The following is a 23,659-nucleotide window of genomic DNA, read 5'->3' as shown; positions in this document are numbered from 1 at the left end:
CTGAAGGAGCGTCTGACATGAGCACCGGAGCACACTCCGAGGAGCCGAACATCCCGGCCCAGGCCCCGACCCGGGCCAAGCTGTTCGACCTGCGCAGCGTCCTCGGCGGGCTGTTCCTCGCCTACGGCGCGATCGTGCTGGTCATGGGGCTGATGGCGGGCGAGGCGGAGAAGACCAAGGCCGCCGGCACCAACATCAACCTCTGGGCGGGCATCGTCATGTTTGTCCTGGGCGCCCTGTTCCTGCTGTGGCGCCGGCTGTCCCCGACCCGGATCGCCCCCGACGCCGGTGAGGCAGACCAGGACCAGCACTGACCTGACCGTGGCACGGGGGCGAGCACCCGGCATACCTGCTGGTCGGTACGCCGGGTGGTCGCCACCGGGGGTCACGTCCATATCGCGAGCCGGGGCCGGAGGCCCCGGCTCGCGGTGTCTAGACTGGCGAGCGGGCACAGCGCGGTGCCGAGCGGGTCTCCCGCTCAGACCCGGCGAGCCCGCAGGGGGCTCGGCCGAACCCACCACCCGTGAAGGACAGGCCAGTGACCAAACCCGTTGTCTTGATTGCCGAAGAGCTCTCGCCCGCCACGATCGACGCGCTCGGGCCGGACTTCGAGATCCGCCACTGCGACGGGGCTGACCGCTCCCAGCTGCTCCCTGCGATCGCCGACGTCGACGCGGTGCTGATCCGCTCCGCGACCAAGATCGACGAGGAGGCGCTGGGCGCCGCGAAGAACCTCAAGGTCGTCGCGCGCGCCGGGGTCGGCCTCGACAACGTCGACGTCAAGGCGGCCACGGTCGCCGGGGTCATGGTCGTCAACGCGCCGACCTCCAACATCACCTCCGCCGCCGAGCTGGCCGTGGGCCTGCTGCTGGCCACCGCCCGCAACATCGCCCCCGCCAACGAGGCGCTCAAGGGTGGGGCGTGGAAGCGCAGCAAGTACGCCGGCGTGGAGCTGCTCGACAAGACCGTCGGCGTCGTCGGCCTCGGCCGGATCGGCGTCCTGGTCGCCGAGCGGCTCGCGGCCTTCGGGATGAAGGTCGTCGCCTACGACCCCTACGTCTCCGCCGCCCGCGCCGGCCAGCTCGGGGTGCAGCTGCTGCCCCTGGAGGACCTGCTGCGCGAGTCCGACTTCATCACCGTGCACCTGCCCAAGACCCCCGAGACCCTCGGCCTGATCGGCGAGGACGCGCTCAAGCTGGTCAAGCCCTCGGTGCGGATCATCAACGCCGCCCGCGGTGGCATCGTCGACGAGCAGGCCCTCGCGGTCGCGCTCAAGGAGGGCCGGGTCGCCGGCGCCGGCATCGACGTCTTCGCGAAGGAGCCGACGACCGAGTCGCCGCTGTTCGAGTTCGAGTCAGTGGTCGTCACCCCGCACCTGGGCGCCTCGACCGAGGAGGCCCAGGAGAAGGCCGGTGTCGCCGTCGCGAAGTCGGTGCGGCAGGCCCTCGGCGGCGAGCTGGTCCCCGACGCGGTCAACGTCTCCGGCGGTGTCATCGCCGAGGAGGTGCGCCCCGGCATCGCCCTGGTGGAGAAGCTCGGCCGGATCTTCACCGCCCTCGCCGGCGCCGTCCCCTCGCAGCTGACGGTCGACGTCAGGGGCGAGATCACCGAGCACGACGTCAGCGTCTGGAAGCTCTCGGCGCTCAAGGGTCTGTTCCAGGACGTCGTCGAGGACCAGGTGTCCTACGTCAACGCCCCCCTGCTGGCGCAGGAGCGCGGCTGCGAGGTGCGTCTGCTGACCGACCCCGTGGCCGGGGACTTCCGCAACATCACGACCCTGCGCGGCACCCTCGCCGACGGCACCGAGGTCAGCGTCGCGGGGACGCTCACCGGGCCCAAGCTGGTCGAGAAGGTGGTCGGCGTCAACGGCTTCGACCTCGAGGTGCCGATCTCCGAGCACATGGCGTTCTTCACCTACGTCGACCGCCCCGGCATCATCGGCACGGTCGGCCGGGTCCTCGGCGAGGCGGACATCAACATCGGCGGCATGCAGGTCGCGCGCAAGGCCCAGGGCGGCGACGCGCTCGTCGCGCTGACCGTGGACAGCGCGATCCCGGCGGGCGTGCTGAGCGACATCGGCACCGAGATCGGCGCCCGCGGCGTGAAGGTCGTCGACCTCGACGGCTGACGCCGGCACCACCGCTCCACCCTCCGAAGGGCCCGACCACAACGGTCGGGCCCTTCGTCGTGCCGGCCCGCGTCTGCCCCGGACCCCTCCGGGCGTGCTGACCGGCACGTGGACAGCCGTCCCAGATCGTGGGAAACGGGTTCCACATACTTGGACGTCCTCGTAATCTCGACACCATGACGCGGCTGGTCCTCATCCTTCGCCGCCGCGGCGGGTCCCGTCAGGTCAGCTGACTCGCCGCGGAGATCCCGCGTGTGCCGCTGACCCACCCCCCGTCATCACGGGGCGCGTGTGCGAGACCCAGACATCCCTTGTCACCTGTGACGATCATGCGAAGGACGTGACGACATGAGCGAAGCCGAAGAGGCCACCCGACGCGCACTGCAGGAGTCCATGGACCTGCGCGACCAGGGCCACTCCGACGACGAGTGAGCCGGTCCGGACGGACCGACCGACGCACGACCCCGCGGCACCTCCCGCGGGGTCGTTCGTCATCTGAGACGAAGATTCCACTACGCAAGACGACTTCTAGGCTGGGGAGCATGGCTGACGCGCAGAGCACCGGGCAGGGGACCGACACCCTCGACATCGCCGTCATCGGCGGCGACGGGATCGGCCCGGAGGTGGTGGCCGAGGGCCTGAAGGTCCTCTCCGCCGTCACCGCAGGGGAGGGGCCCAAGGTCAGCACCACCGAGTACGACCTCGGCGCCCGCCGCTGGCACGCCACGGGCGAGACGCTGCCGGACTCGGTGCTGGAGGAGATCCGCGGCCACGACGCGATCCTGCTCGGCGCCGTCGGCGACCCCGGGGTCCCCAGCGGCGTGCTCGAGCGCGGCCTGCTGCTCAAGCTGCGCTTCGCCCTCGACCACTACGTCAACCTGCGCCCGGCCCGGCTCTACCCCGGGGTGACCAGCCCGCTGGCCGTGGAGCGGGTGGCGCCCGGCGGCATCGACTTCGTCGTCGTGCGCGAGGGCACGGAGGGTCCCTATGTCGGCAACGGGGGAGCGCTGCGGGTCGGCACCCCCGCCGAGGTCGCCACCGAGGTCAGCGTCAACACCCGGTACGGCGTGGAGCGTGTCGTGCGCGACGCGTTCCGACGCGCCCAGGGCCGGCCGCGCAAGCACCTGACGCTGGTGCACAAGCACAACGTCCTCACCTACGCCGGTCACCTGTGGCGGCGCACGGTCGAGGAGGTCGGTGCCGAGTTCCCCGAGGTGGAGACGGCGTACCAGCACGTCGACGCGGCCACGATCTTCCTCGCGACGGACCCGGGGCGCTTCGACGTCATCGTCACCGACAACCTCTTCGGCGACATCATCACCGACATCGCCGCGGCCATCGCCGGTGGCATCGGTCTGGCGGCCAGCGGCAACATCAACCCGGAGCGCACCGCGCCGAGCATGTTCGAGCCGGTGCACGGGTCCGCCCCGGACATCGCCGGCCAGGGCAAGGCCGACCCGACCGCCACGATCCTGTCGGTGGGCATGCTGCTGGAGCACCTCGGCCGCAGCGAGGACGCCGCCCGAGTCGAGGCCGCCGTGGCCGCCGACCTGGCCGAGCGGGGGACCGCGGCCCGGTCCACCTCCGCCGTCGGCGACGCCATCGCCGCGCGCCTGGGCTGAGCGGCTCCGTACGCACCGGCTGAGGACCTCCCGCCTCGGCGGAGGCCGCCGTGCCGGGTAGCCTTCGCCGAGAGGGCACTGAGCCCACCCCACCCCCGGTCAAGGAGGACCTCGAATGACCCAGGCGACCGCCCCTTCGACGCTCCCGTTCGAGGTCAGCAGGCGCGCGGACGTCCTCCCCGACGCCGAGCGTGAGGCGATCCTGGCCAACCCCGGCTTCGGCAAGAAGTTCACCGACCACATGGTCCTGGCGACATGGACGGCCGGTGAGGGGTGGCACGACGGCAAGGTCACGGCATACGGGCCGTTGTCCCTGGACCCCTCCGCCGCGGTCCTGCACTACGCGCAGGAGATCTTCGAGGGGATGAAGGCCTACCGCCACGCGGACGGCTCGATCTGGACCTTCCGCCCGGAGGCCAACGCGGCGCGCTTCGCCCGCAGTGCCCGCCGGCTGGCGCTGCCCGAGCTGCCCGAGGCGGACTTCATCGCCAGCCTCAAGGCGCTGGTCGGGGTGGACCAGGCGTGGGTGCCCAGCGGTGAGGCCGGCGAGGCCAGCCTCTACCTGCGCCCGTTCATGTTCGCCTCCGAGGCGTTCCTCGGCGTGCGCCCGGCCGCGCAGGTCACCTACTGCGTCATCGCCTCGCCGGCCGGTCCCTACTTCGCCGGTGGCGTGCGGCCGGTCTCGATCTGGCTCTCCACGCACTACACCCGCGCGGCGCCGGGCGGCACCGGTGCGGCCAAGTGCGGCGGCAACTACGCCGCGAGCCTGGCCGCGCAGGTCGAGGCCAGCGCCAACGGCTGCGACCAGGTCGCCTTCCTCGACGCGGTCGAGCACCGCTGGGTCGAGGAGCTCGGCGGGATGAACCTCTACTTCGTCCGCCGCGACGGCACCATCGTCACCCCCGAGCTGACCGGCACGATCCTCGAGGGCGTGACCCGGGCGTCGATCCTGGAGATCGCCAAGGACCTCGGCCACACGGTGGAGGAGCGTCGCATCTCGATCGAGGAGTGGCGCGAGGGCGTGGCGAGCGGCGAGATCGCCGAGGTCTTCGCCTGCGGCACCGCGGCCGTCGTCACCCCGGTCGGCCGACTCGCCTGGGAGGGCGGGGAGCTGCTCATCAACAACGGCGAGGTGGGCGAGAGCACGACCGCGATCCGCCAGGCCCTGCTGGACATCCAGTACGGCCGCGCCGAGGACACCCGCGGGTGGCTCACCCGGCTGGTCTGACGCGCCGGCGGCAGTCACCCGGCTGGCGTCAACGGGAAGTAAAGGTCTGCTAGCAGACCATTGACGGGCGTGTTCCCGGGGTCTTCAATCGATCTAGCCCATCGTCTCGGTGGGTAATGGTCCATCGTCAGACCCTTCGAGGTGCCCGATGAGCGCTGTTCCCCCCACGCCGCAACCCGTCGAGGACGCCGACTCTGCCATGCTGGCCGAGCTCGGCTACAAGCAGGAGCTCCACCGCGGGATGAGCGGCTTCTCCAACTTCGCCGTCTCGTTCTCGATCATCTCGATCCTCGCCGGCGCCATCACGAGCTACGGCATCGCCATGGCCGCCGGCGGCCCGATCGCGATCTCGCTCGGCTGGCCGCTCGTCGGCTTCTTCGTCTGGCTGGTGGCCATGGCGATGGCCGAGGTGTGCTCGGTCTACCCGACCGCCGGGGGGCTCTACTTCTGGGCCGGCCGGCTCGCCCGCCGCCGCAAGCCGATGTGGGCCTGGTATGTCGGGTGGTTCAACTTCCTGGGGGAGGTCGCCGTCACCGCGGCGATCGACTACGGCGCCGCCATCACGTGGATGGCCTTCCTCGACCTCACCTGGGGCGTGGACGTCACCGCGACGAAGACCTTCATCGCGTTCGCGGTCATCCTGCTGCTGCACGGCCTGCTCAACACCTTCGGCGTCAACCTGGTCAAGGTGCTGTCCAACATCAGCGCGTGGTGGCACCTGGCCGGTGTCGCCGTGATCGTCATCGTCCTGGCGTTCGTGCCGGACCGCCACCAGTCGCTGTCCTGGACGTTCACCCACTTCGAGAACCACAGCGGCTGGCACAACGTCGTCTACGTCTTCTTCCTCGGCCTGCTGATGGCGCAGTACACCTTCACCGGGTTCGACGCCTCGGCCCACGTGGCGGAGGAGACCCACTCGGCCTCGGTCAACGCCCCCAAGGGCATCGTCAACTCGGTGGTGGTGTCGCTGTTCGCCGGCTGGGTGCTGCTCGTGGCGATCACCGCCTCGATCCAGAACTTCGACGCGGCGCGGACGACCAGCATCGGCCTGCCCCCGGCGCAGATCTTCATCGACGCCGCCGGCCGCTCCCTGGGAATCTTCCTGGTCTTCATCTGCGCCGTGGCCCAGTTCTTCTGCGGCATGGCGTCGGTGACCGCCAACTCGCGCATGTCCTACGCGTTCTCGCGCGACAACGCGCTGCCCGGTTCGCGCTGGTGGTCCTCGGTCAACCCCCGCACCGGCACGCCGACGAACTCCATCTGGCTGTGCGTGGCCTGCTCCCTCATCCTGGCCAGCCCGGCCCTGTTCAACGCGACGGCCTACCTGGCGGTCACCTCGATCGCGGTCATCGGGCTCTACATCGCCTACGTGACCCCGGTGCTGCTGCGCCGGCTCAACCCCGACTTCCGCCCCGGCGTCTGGAACCTCGGCCGGTGGAGCCCGCTGGTCGGCTGGGTGTCGGTGGTGTGGGTGGCCTTCATCGTCATCCTGTTCATGCTGCCGCCGGCCAACCCGATCACGGTCAACACGTTCAACTACGCCCCGGTGGCGGTGGTGGCGGTGCTCCTGTTCGCCACGATCACGTGGGTCGTCGGTGGGCGTCACCACTTCATGAAGGACGTCCCGCCAGGGCACGACACCAAGCCCGTGGAGGAGATCTTCGGCACCGAGGGCCCGTGACGGCGATGCCGGCGGACGCCCCCTCCGACGCCACCCGGCTGCCCGACGCGGTGCTGCGGCCGGCGCCGGGCAACGCCTTCGAGTCCACCGTCGAGCAGCTGGCGACGGCGATCCGGCTCGGGGTGTTCGCCCGCGGCGAGCTGCTCCCACCCGAGCGCGAGCTGGCCGAGCGGCTGGGCGTCAGCCGGGTGACCCTGCGGGAGGCCATCGCCGCGCTGCGCGACTCGGGGATGGTCGAGACCACCCGCGGGCGCGGCGGCGGCACCAAGGTGGTCTACCGGGGCGCGCCGATGCCCGATGCCGCCGACCAGTCGGTCCGCCATGGTGCCGACCTCGTCGACGCGCTGAGCTTCCGCCGGGTGGTCGAGCCCGGCGCCGCCTACCTGGCGGCGTCGCGACCCCTGTCGGCGGACCAGCGCGCCTGGCTGCTGGAGGCGGCCCGGGCGGTGCGCGAGGCGCCGGACAGCGCGGCCCACCGGGTCGCGGACTCCCGCTTCCACCTGGCCGTCGCCGCCCTGTCCGGGTCGCCGATGCTCGTGGAGTCCGTGACGCGGGCGCAGGCCGCGCTGCACGAGCTGCTGAGCGCGATACCGGTGCTGCCGCGCAACATCGCCCACTCCACGCAGCAGCACGAGGCGGTCGTCGCCGCCGTCCTCGGGGGCGACCCCGAGGCCGCCCGCGCCCACATGGAGGAGCACTGCGACGCCACCTCGGCCCTGTTGCGGGGCCTGATCGGATGACCTCCCGACCGCCCGTCCCCGGCACCACCGACGAGGAGAGAGCATGACGGCACCACCCGCCCTGACCGTGGACCAGCTGCGCGCCGAGATCGAGTCCGGCGCCATCGACACCGTGATCACGGCGTTCACCGACATGCAGGGACGCCTGCAGGGCAAGCGGATCCACGGCCGGTTCTTCCTCGACCGGGTGCTCGGGCACGGCACCGAGGGATGCAACTACATGCTCGCCGTCGACGTCGACATGAACACCGTCGGCGGCTACGCCATCAGCTCCTGGGAGCGCGGCTACGGCGACATGATGTTCGACCTCGACCTGGCCACGCTGCGGCGCACCCCGGGCCAGCCGCACTCGGCCACGGTCCAGTGCGACCTGTCGTGGCTCGACGGGAGCGGCCCGGTGCGGCAGTCGCCGCGCAGCGTGCTCAAGGCGCAGGTCGCCGCCGCGGCGGAGCTCGGCTGCGTGGCGCTGGCCGGCACCGAGCTGGAGTTCATCGTCTTCGAGGACACCTACGAGCAGGCCTGGGACCGCCGCTACCAGGGGCTGACCGGGGCCAACCGCTACAACGTCGACTACTCCATCCTCGGCGGCACCAAGGTCGAGCCGTTGCTGCGCGAGATCCGCAACGAGATGTATGCCGCGGGCGTCACCGTCGAGAGCGCCAAGGGCGAGTGCAACCTCGGCCAGCACGAGATCGCGTTCCTCTACGACGACGTGGTGCGCACCTGCGACAACCACACCGTCTACAAGACCGCCGCCAAGGAGATCGCCGGCGCGCACGGGCAGTCGCTGACCTTCATGGCCAAGTACGACGAGCGTGAGGGCAACTCCTGCCACATCCACCTGTCGCTGCGCGGGGAGGACGGCTCGATCGTCTTCGCCGACGACGACCGGCCGCACGGCTACAGCGAGATGTTCGAGCACTTCGTCGCCGGGCTGCAGGTGACGATGCGCGAGATGACGCTGATGTACGCCCCGAACATCAACTCCTACAAGCGGTTCCAGCCGGGGTCGTTCGCGCCGACGGCCGTCGCGTGGGGGCGGGACAACCGGACCTGCGCCCTGCGGGTGGTCGGCCACGGTGCCGGGCTGCGCGTGGAGAACCGGGTGCCCGGCGGGGACGTCAACCCGTACATGGCGGTGGCCGCGATGCTCGCCGGAGGGCTGCACGGCGTGCGGGAGAAGATCTGGCTCGAGCCGCCGTGCGAGGGCAACGCCTACACCTCGGACAAGGACCGGGTCCCGACCACGCTGGCCGAGGCGCGGGACCTGTTCGCGGCCTCCGAGGTCGCCCGTGCGGCGTTCGGCGAGGACGTGGTCGAGCACTACGTCCACGCCGCCGACGTCGAGCTCGCGACGTTCAACGCCGCCGTCACCGACTGGGAACGTGTCCGAGGATTCGAGAGGCTCTGAGCACCGATGAGCAACAGCACCGTGGACGAGCGCCACGACGTCATCAACCCCGCGACGGGCGAGCGGGTGACCACCATCGAGCTCGCCGGCCCGGAGCAGGCCGACGCCGCCATCGCCCGGGCCGAGGCCGCCGGGCCCGCGTGGCGGTCGGTGGCTCCCGCCGACCGGGCGCGCCTGCTGCGCCGGTTCGCCGAGGTGGTCGACAGCCACCTCGAGGAGCTCGCGCAGCTCGAGGTCCTCAACGCCGGCCACACCATCGGCAACGCCCGCTGGGAGGCGGGCAACGTGCGTGACGTGCTGGCCTACTACTCCGCCGCGCCGGAGCGGCTCTTCGGCCGGCAGATCCCCGTGGCGGGTGGCCTGGACGTGACGTTCAAGGAGCCGCTGGGCACCGTGGGCATCATCGTCCCCTGGAACTTCCCAATGCCCATCGCCGGCTGGGGGCTGGCGCCGGCGCTCGCGGCCGGCAACACGGTGGTGCTCAAGCCGGCCGAGCTCACCCCGATGACCGCGATGCGTCTGGGGGAGCTGGCCCTCGAGGCGGGGCTGCACGAGGGGGTGCTCACCGTCATCCCCGGCAAGGGGTCGGTCGTGGGGGAGCGCTTCGTGACCCACCCGGCGGTGCGCAAGGTCTGCTTCACCGGGTCCACCGCGGTCGGCCAGCGGATCATGCGCGGGGCCGCCGACCAGGTCAAGCGGGTCACGCTGGAGCTCGGCGGCAAGAGCGCCAACATCGTCTTCGCGGACGCCGACCTCGAGCAGGCGGCCGCCGCCGCCCCCATGGCCGTCTTCGACAACGCCGGCCAGGACTGCTGCGCGCGCAGCCGGATCCTGGTGCAGCGCAGCGTCTACGAGCGGTTCATGGAGCTCTTCGAGCCCGCCGTGCGCGGTGTCGTCGTCGCCGACCCGAGCCGGGACAGCACGCAGATGGGCCCGCTGGTCAGCGCCGGCCAGCGGGAGCGGGTCCGCTCCTACGTCGAGGGCTCAGCCGAGCCGGTCGAGGTCGCCTTCCGCGGTGAGGCGCCCACGGGGGAGGGGTTCTGGTACCCCGCCACCGTCGTCCTGCCGCGCTCGACGCAGGACGCGGTCTGGCAGGAGGAGGTCTTCGGGCCCGTCGTCGCCGTCATGCCGTTCGAGGACGAGGCGGACGCGGTCGCGAAGGCCAACGACACGGCATACGGGCTGTCCGGGTCCATCTGGACCCGCGACGTCGGCCGGGCCCTGCGGGTGGCGCGCGCGGTCGAGGCCGGCAACCTCTCGGTCAACTCGCACAGCAGCGTGCGCTACTCCACGCCGTTCGGCGGCTTCAAGGCCTCCGGCCTGGGCCGCGAGCTGGGCCCGGACGCGCTCGACGCGTTCACTGAGGTCAAGAACGTCTTCATCTCCACCGAATCCTGAGCAGCACCAACGACTTCTGAGAGGCAGGACCATGACAGGCAGGCTCGAGGGCAAGGTCGCCGTCGTCACCGGGGGGTGCAGCGGCATCGGCCTGGCAACGGTGCGGCGGTTCGCACGGGAGGGTGCCAAGGTCGTCATCGGCGACCTCGACGAGAGCGCCGGCCCCGCACTGGCCACCGAGGTCGACGGCACGTTCGTGCGCTGCGACGTGACCGACGCCGGCGACGTCGAGACCCTGTTCCGGACGGCGAAGGACACCTGGGGCAGCGTCGACGTGGCGTTCAACAACGCCGGCATCTCCCCGCCGGAGGACGACTCGATCCTCACCACCGACCTCGAGGCGTGGCGCCGGGTGCAGGAGGTCAACCTGACCAGCGTCTACCTGTGCTGCAAGGCGGCGCTGCCCTACATGCTGGAGCAGAAGCGCGGGTCGATCATCAACACCGCCTCGTTCGTGGCGGTCATGGGCGCGGCCACGTCGCAGATCTCCTACACAGCCAGCAAGGGCGGCGTGCTGTCGATGTCGCGCGAGCTCGGCGTGCAGTTCGCCCGCGAGGGCGTGCGGGTCAACGCCCTCTGCCCCGGACCGGTGAACACCCCGCTGCTGCAGGAGCTGTTCGCCAAGGACCCCGAGCGGGCCGCGCGGCGCCTCGTGCACATCCCCACAGGCCGGTTCGCCGAACCGGAGGAGATCGCCAACGCGGTGCTCTTCCTCGCCAGCGACGAGTCGAGCTTCATCACCGCGAGCTCCTTCCTGGTCGACGGCGGCATCTCCGGCGCCTACGTCACCCCGGTCTGAGGGGCGCGCATGGGCAGTGCGGCCTGGCGGCCGGTCATCGGCATCACGGCCTACGTCGAACCCGCCTCCCGGGGGGACTGGACCGAGGTGCCGAGCGCGCTGCTGCCCCAGGACTACGTCACCAAGGTCGAGGAGGCGGGCGGGATCGCGCTGCTGGTCCCTCCCCGCCTCGACGCCGACGACGCGCTCGCCCGGGAGGTGCTCGCCCGTCTCGACGGGCTGGTCCTCGCCGGGGGCGCCGATGTCGAACCCGATCGGTATGCCGCGCAGCCGCACCCCAGCGTGCAGCCGGGACGGCCTGACCGTGACGCGCTCGAGCTGGCGCTCGCGCGCGCCTCGGCGGAGCAGGACTTCGCGGTGCTGGGCATCTGCCGCGGCATGCAGGTCATGGCGGTGGCGGCCGGCGGCCACCTCGAGCAGCACGTGCCCGACCGGGTCGGCCACGACGAGCACTCGCCGGCGCCCGGGGTCTACGGCTCGCACCCGGTGACCACCGTGCCCGGGACCCGGGTGGCCGGGATCGTGGGGCCGGCGCTGGACGTGCCGACCTACCACCACCAGTCGGTGCTGGAGCACCCCGGCTACGTGCCGGCTGCCTGGTCCGACGACGGGACGCTGGAGGCGATGGAGGACCCCCGGGCCCGGTTCCGGCTGGCCGTCCAGTGGCACCCGGAGGTCGGCACCGACCCCCGCCTGTTCGAGGCACTGGTGCAGGAGTGCCGCGCGCGGCACACCGTTCCGGGGAGCAGCCCGTGAGGGGTGGGCCGGCGCAGGCCAGGACTGCCGGAGGCTGGGCCGGGGTGCCCTCGTGCACGTCCACCTCACGCGCTCCCGGCCACCGCGGCGGGCACACGGCATACCGGCATCGGCGCCGACCAGATGGCGAGACGTGGTGCCACGATCCGGACGGTGCGTGGCACCCTGAGCCTTGTCATGAACACCTGGACGGCAGTGGCCACCGCCACGATCATTCTCGGCTAGCGCGACGGGACACCTTCCCGCCGCGCAGACCTCCCACACCCTGGGGGGTCTTTTTCGTTACCGGGCACCACCCCGCCCCGGTGACGTGGACCTGACCGGGATGAACGACCATGGAGGACAAGGGCGTCGGGCCCTGAAGGGGCGCGACGCGGGCATGACCGGTGCGCCGAGGGGTGCCCCGGAGCACTCGAGATGGGGCCGACGATGACCGACCTGCACGTCTACGACACCACGCTGCGCGATGGTGCGCAGCAGGAGGGGCTCAACCTCTCCGTCGCCGACAAGCTGGACATCGCCCGCCACCTCGACGAGCTCGGGGTGGGCTTCATCGAGGGTGGCTGGCCGGGCGCCAACCCCAAGGACACCGAGTTCTTCGCCCTCGCCCGGCGCGAGCTCTCGCTGCGCAACGCCACGCTCGCCGCCTTCGGTGCCACGCGGCGGGCGGGCGCGGTCGCCGCCGACGACCCCCTGGTGAGGGCCCTGCTCGACTCCGGCGCCCCGGTCGTCACGCTCGTGGCCAAGTCCCACGCCCGCCACGTGGAGACCGCCCTGCGGACCACGCTGGAGGAGAACCTCGCGATGGTGCGCGACACCGTCGCGTTCCTGCACGGCGAGGGCCGGCGCGTCTTCCTCGACGCGGAGCACTTCTTCGACGGCTACCTCGCCGACCGCGCCTACGCCCTCGAGGTGATCCGGACGGCGGCCGAGGCCGGCGCCGAGGTGGTCGCCCTGTGCGACACCAACGGCGGCATGCTGCCCCCGCAGGTCGGGGACGTCGTTGCCGACACCCTCGCCGGCACGCAGGCGCGCCTGGGCATCCACTGCCACAACGACACCGGGTGCGCGGTCGCCAACTCCCTGGCCGCCGTGGCCGCCGGGGCGACGCACGTGCAGGGCACGATCAACGGCTACGGCGAGCGCACCGGCAACGCCGACCTGCTCACCGTCGTCAGCAACCTGCAGCTCAAGCTCGGTCAGCCCCTCATCCCCGAGACTCGGCTGCGCGAGGCTACGCGGATCGCCCACGCGATCAGCGAGGTCACCAACGTGCCGCCCTACAGCCGTCAGCCGTATGTCGGTGCCAGCGCCTTCGCGCACAAGGCCGGGCTGCACGCCAGCGCCATCCGCATCGACGCCGATCTCTACCAGCACACCGACCCGCAGGCCGTGGGCAACGACATGCGGATGCTGGTGTCCGACATGGCCGGACGCGCCAGCATCGAGCTCAAGGGCCGCGAGCTCGGTTACGACCTCGCCGGCGAGGACGAGCTGCTCAGCCGGGTCGTGGAGAAGGTCAAGGACCTCGAGCTGCGCGGCTACACCTTCGACGCGGCCGACGCCTCCTTCGAGCTGCTGCTGCGCGGCGAGGTCGAGGGGGAGCGCCTGAGCTACTTCGACGTCGAGTCCTGGCGGGTCATCACCGACTCCCGCGGCGCCGGCGAGGCGTTCTCGGAGGCGACGGTCAAGCTGTTCGCCGGTGGCAGCCGCGTCGTCGCCACCGGCGAGGGCAACGGCCCGGTCAACGCCCTCGACCACGCCCTGCGCCAGGCCCTGTCCAGCGCCTACCCCGAGCTGGACAAGCTGGAGCTCATCGACTTCCGGGTGCGCATCCTCGACGCCGCGCACGGCACCGACGCCGTGACCCGCGTGCTCATCGAGACCTCCGACGGCGCCACCTCGTGGGAGACCGTCGGGGTGGCGCCGAACATCGTCGAGGCGAGCTGGATCGCGCTGGTCGACGGGGTGACCTACGGCCTCATGCGGCAAGGCATCCCCGTCCGCTGAGGTGAGGGGCGCGCCTCAGCCGCGGCGCGGCATACGGCGCGCCAGGGCGACGGCGGCCGTGGCGTCGACCAGGCCGTAGCCACTCGTCGGCGACCACCGCGGCTGCCCCGGCAGGGGCGTGGCGCTGCGCTCGAGGACGGCGCGGACCTCGTCGGCGGTCAGGTCCGGGCGGACCGCGCGCACGAGCGCGGCGACGCCGGCGACCTGCGGCGAGGCGATCGAGGTGTAGCCGCCCTGGCCGTAACCGCCGCCCCTGGCCGTCGTCGGGACACCGTCGCCGGGGGCCATCACCAGGTCGTGCGGACCGGTCGAGGAGTATGCCGCCCGGTTGCCGTCGCGGTCGGTCGCCCCGATGGCGAGGACGTGCGGCAGGTTCGCCGGCGCGGGCCACGGGTTGGGGGCGTCGCCGGAGTTGCCGACGGCGGCGACCACGAGCACGTTGTGGGCATGCGCGTAGTCGACGGCGTCGCGCATGGCGGGCGTCGGCAGGACGCCCAGGCTCATGTTGATGACGTCGGCGCCGTGGTCGACCGCCCAGCGCAGGCCGGCGGCGACCTTGACGTCGCCCTGGTCGTCGTCGGTGTGCCCGCCGGCGTCGGCAACCTTGACCGGGATGAGGCGCCCGGCAGGGCAGATGCCGGCGATGCCGGTGTGGTTGTCGGTGGCGGCCGCCATGACGCCCGCGATCTCGGTGCCGTGCCCCTGGTCGTCGTCGGCGCTGCTGGTGCCGTCGACGAACGTGGCTCCGGGCTCGAGCTTGCCGGCGAGGTCGGGGTGGTCGAGGTCCACGCCGGTGTCCAGCACGGCGATGCGCACCCCCTGGCAGTGCGTGGCCCGCCAGGCTCCGCCGACGTCGATCGTCGTGCGCGTCGCGGCGTCGGACGGGTGGGACCGGTCGAGGCCCAGGTTCCACTGCGTGGGCAGCACGGGGTCGTCGGGGAGGCGGTGCCAGGTGCGGGGCTCGGCGGCGGCCGGTGCGGCCTCGAGGGCCGTGAGGGCGGGGGCGGCGGCGAGGGCCACCGCCGCCAGGACGCCGATCGTGGCGGTGGGGAGAGCCATGGGCACCTGCCTTGTCCGTTTCGCCTCTTTTGGGCGAGTTGTTGGGGGCATGTCTACCCCACCGCCCGGTCGCCGTCCTGCCCACGCGGTGTCCAACCCTGAGCCTGCCGTGACGGCTTCGGGGTCGGTTCAGGGGCGCACCCCATGTCGCGGCGGCGCGCGTCGGCGCAGTCTTGGAGAGTCAGGGAAGGGCCCTGGCGGACATCCCGAAGGAAGTGCTCCACCCATGAACGACATCCACCAGAGCTTCGCCCAGCAGGGTCTGGTCCGACCGCGGGAGGGCCGGGTGCTCGGCGGCGTCTGCGCCGGTCTCGGCCGGCGCTTCGGCATCGCGCCGTGGCCCGCGCGCATCCTCTTCGTGCTGCTGCTCATGGTCATCCCCGGCAGCCAGATCCTGATCTACCCGATCCTGTGGATCCTGATGCCCTCGGAGGAGACGGTCATGACCCAGCCGCCCCAGAGCCCGCCCTCCCAGACCCCGCCGGCCCCGGCCGCCTGACCGCGCCGGGCCATGGCAGGGGTGGCATGGCGCCGACAGCGTCCGGAGAGGGCGGGTGAGTCCAACAGGCGGGCGGGGTGGTTCCTCCTCCTGGCCGGCGCGCTGTTGCTGGTCTGGACCTGCTGGATCGGCGCCGCCTTGCCAGCAGCCGGCCCGAGGCAGGCCTGGTCGGCCGCGTGGACCGGCCTCGACAACTGGCCCCTGACCTGGGTCGGCCTGGACCTGCTCGAGGTCGTCGGGCTCACGGCGACCGGGGTGCTCCTGGTGGGCGGGCGGGAGCAGGCGCGCACGTCCGCGTTGCTGTCGGCCCCGTTGTTCGTGGTCGACGCGTGGTTCGACGTGATGACGGCCGCGTCCCCGGTGGAGCTGGCCGGGGCGCTGCTGCTGGCGGGCGTCGTCGAGCTGCCGCTCGCCGTGGTGCTCTGCCGACTGCCCGGGGAGCGGGGTCAGCTGCCGACTGACGGCAGTCCGGCGTGCCGCCGGACCGCGGCCGCGAGCCCCGCCGGGTCCGCCACGGTCAGGGTCAGGTTCGGGTGGCGCAGCCCCGGCAGCGGCCCGCGGACGGGTTCGAGGAAGGTCAGGCAGACCCCGTGCGCGTAGGTCGTGCCGAACGTCAGCCCGCGGTCGGTGAGGGACAGGCGGATCCCGATCCCGCGATACCAGCGGTAGGGGCCGGTGACACTGACGTCCTGGACGTCCCGCGGGTCGACCCGGACCGACCACGGGCCCAGGCAGGCGAGGAGGTGGTCCGGGCCGACGGTGACGTGCGAGGTCGTCGGGGTGGCGCCGACGGCCGCCAGCACCAGCCGGAACCGCGGGTCGAAGTCGAACCCGAACTGCTCCACGCCCTCCAGTGGAACGGTCGCCCCCATCGCGCCGGGAGCCCCAGCCTCGGCAGGCACACCGGTGCCGCCAGGCCCGCCGAGGTCCTCGGCGACCGTCGCCAGCACCCGCTCCAGGGCGTCCGCGCTAGCCGCCTCGAAACCGCCGGCGCCCTTCCACCACACCCGCCCGGACCGGTCGACCAGGCACACCGTGATCGTGTCGCGGTCCTCGATGCCGAGCGCTGCGGTCACCCGGCGCACGTCGGTGTAGACGGTCAGGGTCCGCTGCCGCACCCGAGGGTCCGGGATCGCTGCGGCCATGCCCCCGTCGATGGCGCCGCGACCGGGCGCCCACTGCAGGCCGATCACCGGCAGCTCGACGAGCCCCAACCTCGGGAAGCGTCGCGTGAGCTCCTCGAGCCGGGGGACCCAGGAGTCGACGAGCCGCTGGTGCGAGCGGTGGAACGCCACGAGCACCACCGTCAGCTCCGTGGGCAGGCCGCCGGGCAGGGCGACCTCCCGGCCCTCGAGGTCACGTGCGGTCAGCTGGGGGAACGTCGCGGCGTCCATGACCCCACCGTAGGTTCTGCGCCTTCCGGCCGCCTCCGTCACCACTCCGGGGCTCGGTGGCCGGCGTCTCCGGTGGAGCGTGACGCCGTGGGGTGGCAGCGTGGGGTCATGGCCCTACGGACGAGCAAGACCTGGTTCGGCGTGGTGCTCGACGCCCCGAACGCCTCGGAGCTGGCGCACTTCTACGAGCGGCTGCTCGGCTGGCAGGTCTTCACCGACAGCGAGGAGTGGGCCACCCTCGCGCCCTCGAAGGACGCCGGCTACAACCTCGCGTTCCAGACCGAGCCGCACTACGTGCGTCCGGTGTGGCCGGCCGCCGAGGGGCAGCCGCAGATGTCGATGCACCTCGACCTCGAGGTCGACGACCTCGACCAGGCGGTCGCCCACGCGGTCGGCGTCGGCGCGCAGGAGGCGGCCTTCCAGCCGCAGGAGACCGTGCGGGTCATGCTCGACCCCGCCGGTCACCCCTTCTGCCTCTACCTCGACGAGAGCGAGAGCGAGGGCGGAAGCGACGCCGACACCAGCGCCACCGTCGAGGACTAGCCGCTCAAGCGGCCAGCGCCGCGTCGCAGACCTCGACCAGGCGCTGGCGCAGTACCTGAGCGCGGGCGGAGAAGGCGCGCTGCGCGGCGACGTACTCCTGCTTGCCCGCGGGCGTCTCGATGCGCACCGGCTCGTAGCCCAGCTCCGCCAGGTCGTAGGGCGCCGCGCGCATGTCGAGCTCGCGCACCTCACGCGCGAGCTCGAAGCAGTCCATGACCAGGTCGCTGGGGGCGAGCGGGGTCAGCTTGTACGCCCACTTGTAGAGGTCCATGTTGGCGTGCAGGCAGCCCGGCTGCTCCAGCAACGACTGGGTATCGCGGGTGGGCGCCACCGCGTTCATCGGCCGGGCCGGGGGAGTGAAGAAGCGGTAGGCGTCGAAGTGCGAGCAGCGCACCGGGTGGCCCTCGACCACCGCGTCGGTGCCGGCGGCCCCCAGCCGCAGCGGCCAGTCGCTGTGCCGGACCTGCTCGGGGGTGAGCCGGTAGACCATCGCCCACTCGTGCAGCCCGAAGCAGCCCAGGTGGGCCGGGCGCGCGGCCGTCGCGGCGAGCAGGTCGCGGACGAACCGCACCGTGTCACCCCGGGCCGCCAGGAAGGCGGGCAGGTCCACGGACGCCGCGCGGCCGTCATACCGGTAGTGCTTCCAGTCCGCGCGCTCTGCCGCGCCGGCCAGCGCGACCCCGGCGCCCGGGTGCCACCGGCGCAGCTGGGCGGGGCGGTGGGAGTAGTAGGTGAACAGGAAGTCGTGGACCGGGTGCTTGCGCCCGTCGTGGCGCCGCTGCAGGTGCGCCGCCGTCGCCGCGTCCACCCGGGACCCGTGCGCGGCCTCCACCCGGAGCCACGCGTCCTGCTCCATCCACTGCCTGACCACGGGCATCAAGGGTACGTGGCGCCACCGGTAGCCTCGGGACGTGCGCATCGCGAGATACACGACAGGTGAGGACCCGACCTACGGCATCGTCCAGGGCGACCCCCGTGAGGAGGTCGTGCTGGAGATCCAGGGCGACCCGATGTACCAGGCGGTGGTCTACACCGGCAACCGCGCCGCGCTCGAGGACGTGCGCCTGCTCGCGCCGATCATCCCGCGCAGCAAGGTGATCGGGATCGGTAAGAACTACGCCGACCACGCCGCCGAGATGGGCAGCGAGGCACCGGCCGAGCCGCTGATGTTCCTCATCCCCAACACCGCCGTCGTCGGCCCCGGCGACCCCGTGGTCATGCCGCGCCAGAGCAGCAACGTCCACTACGAGGGCGAGCTCGCCGTCGTGATCGGCCGGATCTGCAAGGACATCGCGCCCGACCAGGTCAAGGACGTCGTCTACGGCTACACCTGCGCCAACGACGTGACCGCCCGCGACCTGCAGAAGTCCGACGGCCAGTGGGCCCGGGCCAAGGGCTTCGACACGTTCTGCCCGCTCGGTCCGTGGATCGAGACCGAGCTCGACACCGCCGACCTGTCGCTGGTGACCCGCCGCGACGGCGAGGTCGTCCAGGACGGCACGACGGCCGACATGCTCCACGACGTGGCGACGCTGGTGTCCTACGCCTCGCAGGCGTTCACCCTGCTGCCCGGCGACGTCATCCTCACCGGCACCCCGGCCGGGGTCGGCCCGGTCGAGCCGGGGCAGCGCGTCGAGGTCGAGATCGAGGGCATCGGCACCCTGTCCAACCCCTTCGTCCGCCGCGGCTGAGCGCCCGGGCCCCGCACGACCACTACCTGGAATCGGACCATCATGAGTGAGACCCCTTCCCGTCCTGTCCGCACGCGCGTCGCGCCGTCCCCGACCGGTGACCCCCACGTCGGCACGGCCTACATGTCGCTGTTCAACCTCGGCTTCACCCGCCAGCAGGGGGGCCAGTTCGTCCTGCGCATCGAGGACACCGACCGGGCACGCTTCCGTGAGGACAGCGAGCAGCAGGTCTTCGACACGCTGCGCTGGCTCGGCCTGACCTGGGACGAGGGCCCTGACGTGGGTGGCCCGTTCGCGCCCTACCGCCAGTCCGAGCGGCTGGAGACCTACCAGCCGTATGTCGACCGGTTGCTGGCCGAGGGCAAGGCCTACCACTGCTGGTGCTCCACCGAGCGGCTCAAGGAGATGCGCGACGAGCAGCAGCGTCGCAAGCTGCCGACCGGCTACGACCGGCTCTGCCACGGCAAGACGCGCGACCAGCGCGCCGCCCTGCCCGGCTTCAGCGAGACGCCGGTCGTGCGGATGCTCATCCCCGACGACGTCGAGCTGACCTTCACCGACCTCATCCGCGGCCAGGTCAGTGCCCCGCGCCCGGACGACCAGGTCATCCTCAAGGCCGACGGGTTCCCGACCTACCATCTGGCCGTCGTCGTCGACGACCACGAGATGGGCATCACCCACGTCGTGCGCGGTGAGGAGTGGATCAGCTCCACCCCCAAGCACATCCTGCTCTACCGCTGGCTGGGCCTGGAGGCCCCGGCGTTCGCGCACATGCCCCTGCTGCGCAACACCGACAAGTCCAAGATCAGCAAGCGCAAGAACCCCGCGGCGCGCCTGACGTGGTTCCAGGAGCAGGGCTACCTGCCCGAGGCGCTGGTGAACTTCCTTGCGCTGCTGGCCTACCCGCCGGTGCAGGACGAGGAGGGCAACGACGTCGAGGTCTTCGACTTCGCCGACTTCTCCGAGCGGTTCGCCTGGTCCAAGGTCAACCCGGTCGGGCCGATCTTCGACCTCAAGAAGCTCGAGTGGCTCAACGGCGTCTACATCCGCAAGCTGACCGTGGAGGACCTCGCGGCCCGGCTCCTGCCGCACCTGCGTGAGGCCGGGGTGCTGGGGGAGTCCCAGACCCCCGAGCAGATGACGACGCTGCACGCGGTGACCGAGCTGATCCAGACGCGGATGGCACTGCTGTCCGAGGCCACCGCCCTCGTGGCGCCGTTCTACGTCGCCGACGACGCGCTCGAGATCGCCGAGGACGCCCGGGCCCAGCTCAAGGACGACGCCGGTGCGGTGCTCGACGCCGGGCTGAAGGCGCTGGAGGCGCTGGGCTCCTGGCAGGCCGCCGACCTCGAGGCCGCGCTGCGAGAGGCGCTCGTGGACGGGCTCGGCATCAAGCCCAAGTTCGCATTCGGCCCCCTGCGCACGGCCGTCTCCGGCCAGCGGATCAGCCCGCCGCTGTTCGAGTCGATGGAGATCCTCGGCCGCGAGTCCACGCTGGAGCGCCTGCGCCGCCTGCGCGCCACGCTCTGACTCCCGTGGTCGCCGTCCTGCTCGACCTCGACGACACCCTCGTCGACAGCACCGCCGCGATGATCGCGGCGGGCAGGACGGCGACCGCGTCGCTGTGGCCGCAGGCCGGTCCGGACCTGCACGAGGCCGCGGCCCGGCGCTTCCGGGCCGACCCGCGCGGCCTGTTCGGGGCCTACACGCGCGGCGAGCTCGACTTCCCGGCGATGCGTCGTGCCCGCGTCGCCGACCTGGTGGACCACCTCGGACTCGACCATGTTCAGGACGCCCACGAGCGGTTCGAGGCCGCCTACGCCCCGGCGTTCGCCGAGCACCTGCGTGCGTTCACGGACGTCACCGCGTTGCTGCGCCGTGCCGAGGGGCACGGCTGGCCGGTGGGCGTGCTCACCAACTCCGGCGCCGGCTACACCGCCCAGAAGCTGCGGCTGACCGGTCTGGCGGACCGCTTCGAGGTCGTCGTGACCACCGACGACCTCGGCTTCGGCAAGCCCGACCCGCGGGTCTTCGCGCACGCCTGCGCGCTGCTGGGCAGCGAGCCCGCGGACACGGCATACGTCGGTGACGACCTGGAGGTGGATGCGCGCGGGGCGCGTGCCGCGGGCCTGTATGCCGTGTGGCTGGCCCGCGAGGACGTCACCTCGGTGGGGGCCGACGCGACGGGCGGGTGGGACGGCCCACGGGTGTCCTCCCTGGCCGAGGTGGGGCCGCTGCTGGCGGCGCGCGGGGCCGATTTGGGAACCGGGGCAGGGGGCCGGTAATGTTCACCCCCGGATCGCGGTCCGGAAGCCCCTCGGGGAAGCCGGCCGGGATACCCCCTTGGGGTATGGTGTAATTGGCAGCACGACTGATTCTGGTTCAGTTAGTCTAGGTTCGAGTCCTGGTACCCCAGCGCTGTTGTTCGGCCCGGAGACGGGCCGGAGCGGATTCGGAGAAATCCACGCCATTCGGTAAGGTTCTCTCCGTTGCGAAGAGCGCGAGAGCGTGAAGGACAGCAACCAGCTAGGGCCCCGTTGTGTAGCGGCCTAGCACGCCGCCCTCTCAAGGCGGTAGCGCGGGTTCGAATCCCGTCGGGGCTACTCGCAGAGCCGATCCCCGTCCTGGTCACCAGGGCGGGGATCGGTCTTTTTCACGCCCCGTGCCCTCGGCGGGGGCGGGACCCCGGTCAGCCCCAGTCGGCCCGGCCGGCCCCGGCGCGCACCCAGCGGTGCAGGGCCTCGGCCAGGTCGCGCTCGGCCAGCTCCGGGCCGCTCGTCGGGGCGAGCCGGACCGCGGCCTCGCTCACCCGCGCCGCCGTCGGCTGGCCGGGGTGCCCGATCGACACGGCCACCTCGCGGTCTCGACCCTGGGTCCAGCGGCCGGCAAGGCGCAGCGCCGTGCGCGTGCTCTCCGGCAGCCGGCTGAGGTTGCCGCTGATCTCCAGGCGCCACCGCTGGTCCGGGCCGGCCACCGTCTGGGCGACGACCGCGTCGACCAGGCCCTGCGCGTAGTCGACCTGGGCCCCCTCCCTGCGGCGCAGGACGTCGGCGACGACCAGGTGGACCGCAAGGTTGGCGATGCCCCAGTCCTCGCACCAGCGCAACAGGTCGTCCCCGTGCCTGGCGCCGAGGCCGTGCCGGCGAGCGACTTCCCGCGGCTCGCGCGAGGAGTCGCGCAGGCTGCTGCAGTCGAGCAGCACGCCGAGGCGGTGTGGTCGTTCGCGGTCCCGGAGCGCGCGACGGATGCGGGACACCTTGGTCCGGTCCACGAGCTCGGCGGCAGGGGTCACGCGGCGCAGGGTACGGGTCCCCGGGCGGTCCCGGAAGTCCGGGTGAGCAAGGTGTGACCAGCGTCCCGGCCGGTCGGGGTCAGGCGGGCGCCGTCGGCACCCAGTAGCGGCGCTTGCCCCGCCGCACGTCCTCGAGCACGCCACCGCACGCCTCGATGGTGCGCCGCGACGCGAGGTTGTCCTCGTCGCAGGTGAGCAGGGCAGGGTCGATGCCGAGGCCGTGGGCCACCCCCAGCGCGGCCCGCAGGGCGGCCGTGGCGTGCCCGCGGCGACGCGCGGACGGTCGCACGGCATACCCGATGTGGCCGGCCTGCTCGAGGAGGAAGGGGGTGAGCGCGTGGCGGACCGACACCCGACCGACCATCTCCTCCCCGGCGACGATCCACAGCACGGTGTCGGGGACGTGGTCGGCCGGCCGGGGCGTCTCGGGCCGCGCCTTGGCCAGCAGCCACTGCACGTATGCCGTGAAGCCCGCCTCGTCCTCCAGCGTCGCCACCGGGTGGTGCCCCAGGGCGAGGTAGGCGCCGTTGCCCTCGGCGTCGAGCTCGCGAGCGGTGGCCAGGAACGAGCGATGGAAGCGCACGTCCGGCGGGACGAGCTCGGTCATGCCGCCGACGGCCCGGTCAGGCGCCGCGCTCGGACTGCTGGGCCGCCTGCTGGGCGGCGTGGGCCCGGCGCAGCACCTCGGTGAGCTTGTTGGCGCCGGCCACGACGGTGGCGGCGTGCAGCCGGCCCGGCTGGCGCGAGACGCGCTCGATCGGGCCGGAGATCGACACGGCGGCCACGACCCGGCCGGACGGCCCGCGGACCGGCGCCGAGACCGAGGCCACGCCGGGCTCGCGCTCGCCGACGCTCTGCGCCCAGCCGCGGCGGCGCACGCCGGAGAGCGTCGTAGCGGTGAACTTCGCGCCCTGCAGGCCTCGGTGGAGGCGGTCCGGCTCCTCCCAGGCGAGCAGCACCTGGGCGGCGGAGCCGGCGAGCATGGACAGGCTCGCCCCCACCGGGATCGAGTCACGCAGTCCCATCGGGCGCTCGGCGGCGGCGACGCAGATGCGCTGGTCGCCCTGGCGACGGAAGAGCTGGGCGCTCTCGTTGGTGTGGTCGCGCAGCGCGCCGAGCACCGGCCCGGCGGCCGCGAGGAGGCGGTCCTCGCCGGCCGCGGCGGCCAGCTCGCCGAGGCGCGGGCCGAGCACGAAGCGGCCCTGCATGTCACGGGCGACGAGGCGGTGGTGCTCGAGCGCCACCGCGAGGCGGTGTGCCGTGGGCCGGGCCAGTCCGGTGGCCCCCACGAGCTGGGCGAGGGTCGACGGTCCGGCCTCGAGGGCGCCCAGAACGATCGCGGCCTTGTCGAGAACGCCGACTCCGCTAGAGTTGTCCATGTCCTGATATTGCCGTCTCAGTGCCTGAG

The 23,659-nt window shown here is 72.4% G+C and carries 22 protein-coding genes and 2 tRNA genes; 18 read left to right on the top strand and 6 right to left on the bottom strand.

From position 1 onward, the window contains the following. Positions 1-17: 17 nt before the first annotated feature. The 11 genes from AC3ANM_RS06035 (at position 18) to cimA (ending at position 13,773) form a co-directional block, all read left to right on the top strand. On the top strand, positions 18-314 hold the full coding sequence (locus tag AC3ANM_RS06035; RefSeq protein ID WP_488287238.1) for a hypothetical protein: 297 nt from the start codon (positions 18-20) through the stop codon (positions 312-314). Between the two features lie 224 nt (positions 315-538). Next, positions 539-2,128 carry a phosphoglycerate dehydrogenase gene (gene serA / locus AC3ANM_RS06030; protein ID WP_488287237.1) on the top strand — a complete coding sequence of 530 codons (1,590 nt, stop codon included), beginning with the start codon at positions 539-541 and terminating at the stop codon, positions 2,126-2,128. Between the two features lie 542 nt (positions 2,129-2,670). Further along, positions 2,671-3,750, top strand: coding sequence for a 3-isopropylmalate dehydrogenase (locus AC3ANM_RS06025; protein WP_488287236.1), 1,080 nt, complete (start codon positions 2,671-2,673; stop codon positions 3,748-3,750). A 115-nt stretch (positions 3,751-3,865) separates the two neighbouring features. Then, positions 3,866-4,978, top strand: coding sequence for a branched-chain amino acid aminotransferase (locus tag AC3ANM_RS06020; protein ID WP_488287235.1), 1,113 nt, complete (start codon positions 3,866-3,868; stop codon positions 4,976-4,978). Positions 4,979-5,126: 148 nt separating this feature from the next. Continuing rightward, the gene (locus AC3ANM_RS06015; RefSeq protein WP_488287234.1) at positions 5,127-6,659 is read left to right on the top strand and encodes an amino acid permease; all 1,533 of its coding nucleotides are present in this window, start codon (positions 5,127-5,129) and stop codon (positions 6,657-6,659) included. 5 nt (positions 6,660-6,664) lie between these two features. After that, positions 6,665-7,399: a FadR/GntR family transcriptional regulator gene (locus tag AC3ANM_RS06010; protein ID WP_488287917.1), complete on the top strand. Its 735-nt coding sequence runs from the start codon at positions 6,665-6,667 to the stop codon at positions 7,397-7,399. A gap of 43 nt (positions 7,400-7,442) precedes the next feature. Next, positions 7,443-8,810, top strand: coding sequence for a glutamine synthetase family protein (locus AC3ANM_RS06005; RefSeq protein ID WP_488287233.1), 1,368 nt, complete (start codon positions 7,443-7,445; stop codon positions 8,808-8,810). A gap of 6 nt (positions 8,811-8,816) precedes the next feature. Then, on the top strand, positions 8,817-10,208 hold the full coding sequence (locus AC3ANM_RS06000; protein ID WP_488287232.1) for an aldehyde dehydrogenase family protein: 1,392 nt from the start codon (positions 8,817-8,819) through the stop codon (positions 10,206-10,208). Positions 10,209-10,239: 31 nt separating this feature from the next. Continuing rightward, a complete protein-coding gene (locus tag AC3ANM_RS05995) occupies positions 10,240-11,007 on the top strand; it encodes a 3-oxoacyl-ACP reductase (protein WP_488287231.1) in 768 nt (255 codons plus the stop codon). Between the two features lie 9 nt (positions 11,008-11,016). Next, positions 11,017-11,763 (top strand): gamma-glutamyl-gamma-aminobutyrate hydrolase family protein, encoded by a 747-nt coding sequence (locus AC3ANM_RS05990; protein ID WP_488287230.1) that lies wholly within the window; start codon positions 11,017-11,019, stop codon positions 11,761-11,763. Positions 11,764-12,192: 429 nt separating this feature from the next. Further along, positions 12,193-13,773 carry a citramalate synthase gene (gene cimA, locus AC3ANM_RS05985; protein ID WP_488287229.1) on the top strand — a complete coding sequence of 527 codons (1,581 nt, stop codon included), beginning with the start codon at positions 12,193-12,195 and terminating at the stop codon, positions 13,771-13,773. A 15-nt stretch (positions 13,774-13,788) separates the two neighbouring features. Here the strand turns inward: cimA and AC3ANM_RS05980 are convergent, their stop codons facing one another. Beyond that, positions 13,789-14,832, bottom strand: a complete 1,044-nt coding sequence (locus AC3ANM_RS05980; protein WP_488287228.1) for a S8 family serine peptidase — start codon at positions 14,830-14,832, stop codon at positions 13,789-13,791. 226 nt (positions 14,833-15,058) lie between these two features. Between AC3ANM_RS05980 and AC3ANM_RS05975 the strand changes: the two genes are divergently transcribed. Beyond that, on the top strand, positions 15,059-15,331 hold the full coding sequence (locus AC3ANM_RS05975) for a PspC domain-containing protein (RefSeq protein ID WP_488287227.1): 273 nt from the start codon (positions 15,059-15,061) through the stop codon (positions 15,329-15,331). Positions 15,332-15,777: 446 nt separating this feature from the next. Here the strand turns inward: AC3ANM_RS05975 and AC3ANM_RS05970 are convergent, their stop codons facing one another. Next, positions 15,778-16,725 carry a hypothetical protein gene (locus tag AC3ANM_RS05970; RefSeq protein WP_488287226.1) on the bottom strand — a complete coding sequence of 316 codons (948 nt, stop codon included), beginning with the start codon at positions 16,723-16,725 and terminating at the stop codon, positions 15,778-15,780. A gap of 108 nt (positions 16,726-16,833) precedes the next feature. Between AC3ANM_RS05970 and AC3ANM_RS05965 the strand changes: the two genes are divergently transcribed. After that, a complete protein-coding gene (locus AC3ANM_RS05965) occupies positions 16,834-17,268 on the top strand; it encodes a VOC family protein (RefSeq protein WP_488287225.1) in 435 nt (144 codons plus the stop codon). A 4-nt stretch (positions 17,269-17,272) separates the two neighbouring features. Here AC3ANM_RS05965 and AC3ANM_RS05960 read toward each other — a convergent pair whose 3' ends face one another. Beyond that, positions 17,273-18,145: a 3-methyladenine DNA glycosylase gene (locus AC3ANM_RS05960; protein WP_488287224.1), complete on the bottom strand. Its 873-nt coding sequence runs from the start codon at positions 18,143-18,145 to the stop codon at positions 17,273-17,275. Between the two features lie 34 nt (positions 18,146-18,179). Between AC3ANM_RS05960 and AC3ANM_RS05955 the strand changes: the two genes are divergently transcribed. From AC3ANM_RS05955 to AC3ANM_RS05935, 5 genes are all read left to right on the top strand, one after another. After that, the gene (locus AC3ANM_RS05955) at positions 18,180-18,959 is read left to right on the top strand and encodes a fumarylacetoacetate hydrolase family protein (RefSeq protein WP_488287223.1); all 780 of its coding nucleotides are present in this window, start codon (positions 18,180-18,182) and stop codon (positions 18,957-18,959) included. Between the two features lie 42 nt (positions 18,960-19,001). Continuing rightward, positions 19,002-20,489, top strand: a complete 1,488-nt coding sequence (gene gltX, locus AC3ANM_RS05950) for a glutamate--tRNA ligase (protein WP_488287222.1) — start codon at positions 19,002-19,004, stop codon at positions 20,487-20,489. 5 nt (positions 20,490-20,494) lie between these two features. Then, complete coding sequence (locus AC3ANM_RS05945) at positions 20,495-21,244, top strand: HAD family hydrolase (protein WP_488287221.1); 750 nt, start codon at positions 20,495-20,497, stop codon at positions 21,242-21,244. A 59-nt stretch (positions 21,245-21,303) separates the two neighbouring features. Further along, a tRNA-Gln gene (locus AC3ANM_RS05940) sits at positions 21,304-21,375 on the top strand. A gap of 114 nt (positions 21,376-21,489) precedes the next feature. Beyond that, positions 21,490-21,562: transfer RNA gene (locus AC3ANM_RS05935), tRNA-Glu, on the top strand. An 86-nt stretch (positions 21,563-21,648) separates the two neighbouring features. On the opposite strand, the gene AC3ANM_RS05930 is transcribed toward AC3ANM_RS05935, so the two are convergent. The 3 genes from AC3ANM_RS05930 to AC3ANM_RS05920 form a co-directional block, all read right to left on the bottom strand. Beyond that, the gene (locus AC3ANM_RS05930) at positions 21,649-22,251 is read right to left on the bottom strand and encodes an undecaprenyl diphosphate synthase family protein (RefSeq protein ID WP_488287220.1); all 603 of its coding nucleotides are present in this window, start codon (positions 22,249-22,251) and stop codon (positions 21,649-21,651) included. Between the two features lie 79 nt (positions 22,252-22,330). Next, on the bottom strand, positions 22,331-22,858 hold the full coding sequence (locus AC3ANM_RS05925) for a GNAT family N-acetyltransferase (RefSeq protein ID WP_488287219.1): 528 nt from the start codon (positions 22,856-22,858) through the stop codon (positions 22,331-22,333). A 16-nt stretch (positions 22,859-22,874) separates the two neighbouring features. Beyond that, positions 22,875-23,630, bottom strand: a complete 756-nt coding sequence (locus AC3ANM_RS05920; protein WP_488287218.1) for an IclR family transcriptional regulator — start codon at positions 23,628-23,630, stop codon at positions 22,875-22,877. Between the last annotated feature and the right edge of the window lie 29 nt (positions 23,631-23,659).

It is taken from the genome of Oryzihumus sp. JJN4-3R (assembly GCF_057747915.1).
This window is presented reverse-complemented; position numbering and strand designations above follow the sequence as displayed.

Coding starts and splice junctions, on each gene's coding strand:
- AC3ANM_RS06035 (WP_488287238.1), top strand. CDS start 18: ATGAGCACCGGAGCACACTCCGAGGAGCCGAACATCCCGGCCCAGGCC.
- AC3ANM_RS06025 (WP_488287236.1), top strand. CDS start 2,671: ATGGCTGACGCGCAGAGCACCGGGCAGGGGACCGACACCCTCGACATC.
- AC3ANM_RS06020 (WP_488287235.1), top strand. CDS start 3,866: ATGACCCAGGCGACCGCCCCTTCGACGCTCCCGTTCGAGGTCAGCAGG.
- AC3ANM_RS06015 (WP_488287234.1), top strand. CDS start 5,127: ATGAGCGCTGTTCCCCCCACGCCGCAACCCGTCGAGGACGCCGACTCT.
- AC3ANM_RS06010 (WP_488287917.1), top strand. CDS start 6,665: ATGCCGGCGGACGCCCCCTCCGACGCCACCCGGCTGCCCGACGCGGTG.
- AC3ANM_RS06005 (WP_488287233.1), top strand. CDS start 7,443: ATGACGGCACCACCCGCCCTGACCGTGGACCAGCTGCGCGCCGAGATC.
- AC3ANM_RS06000 (WP_488287232.1), top strand. CDS start 8,817: ATGAGCAACAGCACCGTGGACGAGCGCCACGACGTCATCAACCCCGCG.
- AC3ANM_RS05995 (WP_488287231.1), top strand. CDS start 10,240: ATGACAGGCAGGCTCGAGGGCAAGGTCGCCGTCGTCACCGGGGGGTGC.
- AC3ANM_RS05990 (WP_488287230.1), top strand. CDS start 11,017: ATGGGCAGTGCGGCCTGGCGGCCGGTCATCGGCATCACGGCCTACGTC.
- cimA (WP_488287229.1), top strand. CDS start 12,193: ATGACCGACCTGCACGTCTACGACACCACGCTGCGCGATGGTGCGCAG.
- AC3ANM_RS05980 (WP_488287228.1), bottom strand. CDS start 14,832: ATGGCTCTCCCCACCGCCACGATCGGCGTCCTGGCGGCGGTGGCCCTC.
- AC3ANM_RS05975 (WP_488287227.1), top strand. CDS start 15,059: ATGAACGACATCCACCAGAGCTTCGCCCAGCAGGGTCTGGTCCGACCG.
- AC3ANM_RS05970 (WP_488287226.1), bottom strand. CDS start 16,725: ATGGACGCCGCGACGTTCCCCCAGCTGACCGCACGTGACCTCGAGGGC.
- AC3ANM_RS05965 (WP_488287225.1), top strand. CDS start 16,834: ATGGCCCTACGGACGAGCAAGACCTGGTTCGGCGTGGTGCTCGACGCC.
- AC3ANM_RS05960 (WP_488287224.1), bottom strand. CDS start 18,145: ATGCCCGTGGTCAGGCAGTGGATGGAGCAGGACGCGTGGCTCCGGGTG.
- gltX (WP_488287222.1), top strand. CDS start 19,002: ATGAGTGAGACCCCTTCCCGTCCTGTCCGCACGCGCGTCGCGCCGTCC.
- AC3ANM_RS05925 (WP_488287219.1), bottom strand. CDS start 22,858: ATGACCGAGCTCGTCCCGCCGGACGTGCGCTTCCATCGCTCGTTCCTG.
- AC3ANM_RS05920 (WP_488287218.1), bottom strand. CDS start 23,630: ATGGACAACTCTAGCGGAGTCGGCGTTCTCGACAAGGCCGCGATCGTT.